Below are 2,614 nucleotides of genomic sequence, written 5' to 3' on the forward strand. Positions count from 1 at the left end.
AAGGATTGATCTTGTTTGAAGTGATTGTTTTGTGTTAAGAGGAGCATAATTAGTGTTTTGTATAACGTTTATTGCTCATCCATGTGGTGCATCGCTGATTACGTTTACTTGTTGATTTGTATTTTGACACCCTCAACTTTATCTCAATTTTTAAGGGTCTTCTGCTCAAAATCACTATGAAAATCTATAAGTGTTTACCGTTGTCGAGAAATTTGCCGTCTTGCCAGGAAAGCACCGGGCTTATGGCTGTGAGAGTTTGTGAGAGAACTCAACAAAAACTATATGAAGGAGTTAAACCATAGATGCCATGAAGACTAGGGTTTGGAAAGAAGTGCAATCAAAGAAGACTCACTCTTTCTCTCTTGCACTCACACACACAAAGAAAGAACGCAAAAGAGAATGTCAAAACAATACGAAGATGAAAACATCAAGGCTATGGTCATATCATATCATAGGTAATATGAAAGGGTTAATAGATGAGTTAATGGCATTCAATCTTGGCTGACCAAATAGGCTACGAATTGTTCTTTGGAATTATAGTTTTGTGCTTACCATAATATATATATTCTTTCTAGTGATTGGGATTAATTGTGTATACAAATCCTCTTGGTTCATAGAAAGATAACTACGCTTACATCAAAAGAAAAATTATAGTCTATGAGAGGTAGTATGATGGGATCCGGTGATAGAAGTATTTCATTGAGCCTTTCAGGGCCGAAGAGAAACACTATACGTTGTTGAAAGTGTATTTTACGGCTAATCCATACGTTAATTCTAATAGATCGTACAGAGTGAAAGCGATAGAAATGATCATCATGTGGGTTATTCATCTAGGATAGTATGTGAGAAATGTAGATATGAGAGAAGTGAAGAGATGAGAAGTTTCCCTCCCAAGCCCTATTCTTGCCCGTAGGCAATAAGGATACTGCGGGGAGAGATGTACCTGTAGCAAAGAGAACCTAGAGAGGATGAATTACTAAGAATGAGAGAGATAGGTTTGGTTAAGGAGATGAGATTAGATACATATATATATATTGGATTAGAGATGAAAATTAAAACAACAAGAAATCAAGAAAACATCAATGTAGAACACATCTTACTTGACAAACCCTTCGGCACCATTATTGATGGAGAGAGAAGAAGAGGGGAGAACTCCACTTTGATTGATACGCCAAGTACAACACCTTCTTTGATTAGAGTTGATCTTCCAAGGATAGCGTACAAGAATGGCTAGTCTTCCTCTAGGAGAAAGTGTAGGCTTGGGCTTATGTTAATGGGGCTAAGTACAATTAGGCATTACTACTCACTCCCTCAAGAATTCCTCTCATCAATGGCTTGAATGCTTGAGTTCTTTTCAAGGAAGAAGAGGTCCCCTTTTATAGGTGAAGGGAACCCCCAAGGGTTTACACAAGAAGAGAGGAGCCAGTGTGAACAGGAATTGGAAAAGTTGGAAATGAGCTGTCCCTGCATGATGTGGGCAGACTGGGGTCCAGTATTTTGATCATATCTCCTCAACCGTGGCTCCAAATAAAAAAGTAAAAATATGGGCAGAAACTTCAGCTCATTAGCTACGACTTCCTTTTTATATTCATTTTCCAATTCGGATTGGAACCTTGTGTAAAAAAATCATCAAAATAGGGTGGCAGCAAAAGTCTTCTTGTGGTCCCCTTAGCCTAGACTTTCATTTGATTCCAAAGGACACCTCATGCCATATGAAAGCATGACATTGCTCCTTGACAAAGTTTTGTAATCATGCTTGCAATAATGCATTAAAATAAGTGTATCTTTGAAATCATGCCACCTAGTGTCCCACTAGGATTTGATTCCCTCCTAGTAGCTATTTAAAAAGAAATATAAGAAAAATATAAAAAATACATAGAATATATATATATTGGAGTTTACCCTAGATATAGGATCTAGCTAGGGTGTGAGATGATAATGAGATAGTAGAAATAAAGAATCAATGCTTTTTGCCCCAAGTTAAAGAGGCGGAGCTATTGATGCTTTTCCCATAGTATTTTCTGATGGTAAAGTAAGAATAGGTTACCCTTGAGAAAAATAATAGGATGAGATAGAAGGCTTATTATTATACTTAAATATGCATATGTACATTATAGGAAATATAATTATGTATCTAAAAAATTACAAGATAGATCTTGTAGCATGCGTTCCCACTATGTACGTGTCACAGCACGACATCCACCCCCTCTAAACCTGCACATCCTCCGGTATGTGCCACATTGTCTCTTTGTAAGATTAGACCTCTTGTACATCTTCCTTGCTTTCTTCTTCACTGGATGATTCCAAAGCTTCATCTTCACTTTGATCTTCACCGGTGTTTTTCTCTTCTTCTGGATCTCTGTCTTCTCTACTCTTAAACACTTTGATCATTTTCCCTGCAATGGGAACCTTTGCTTCTGTACCATCTAGTTCAGACAAGCTATAAGCAATATTTTCATGCACATGCTTTACAACATATGATCCAAACCATCCTTTTAAGAACTTACACATGACAATGTGCTAGTTATCAAAGCTACTAGCATACACCAAAACCGAGTTACCTTTGTCAATTTCTTTGATCATGAGCCGATGTCGCTTATCAAAGTAGTCCTTG

2 protein-coding genes are annotated in these 2,614 nt (G+C 37.3%); one reads left to right on the forward strand and one right to left on the reverse strand.

From position 1 onward, the window contains the following. Positions 1-982 precede the first annotated feature (982 nt). Complete coding sequence (locus DD606_RS24495) at positions 983-1,234, forward strand: hypothetical protein (protein WP_129259372.1); 252 nt, start codon at positions 983-985, stop codon at positions 1,232-1,234. Between the two features lie 1,022 nt (positions 1,235-2,256). On the opposite strand, the gene DD606_RS24500 is transcribed toward DD606_RS24495, so the two are convergent. Next, complete coding sequence (locus tag DD606_RS24500) at positions 2,257-2,511, reverse strand: hypothetical protein (protein ID WP_129259374.1); 255 nt, start codon at positions 2,509-2,511, stop codon at positions 2,257-2,259. Positions 2,512-2,614: the final 103 nt, after the last annotated feature.

The organism is Enterobacter cloacae complex sp. GF14B (genome assembly GCF_004136805.1).
Lineage (GTDB): Bacteria > Pseudomonadota > Gammaproteobacteria > Enterobacterales > Enterobacteriaceae > Enterobacter > Enterobacter hormaechei_C.

Coding starts and splice junctions, on each gene's coding strand:
- DD606_RS24500 (WP_129259374.1), bottom strand. CDS start 2,511: ATGTGTAAGTTCTTAAAAGGATGGTTTGGATCATATGTTGTAAAGCAT.
- DD606_RS24495 (WP_129259372.1), top strand. CDS start 983: ATGAGAGAGATAGGTTTGGTTAAGGAGATGAGATTAGATACATATATA.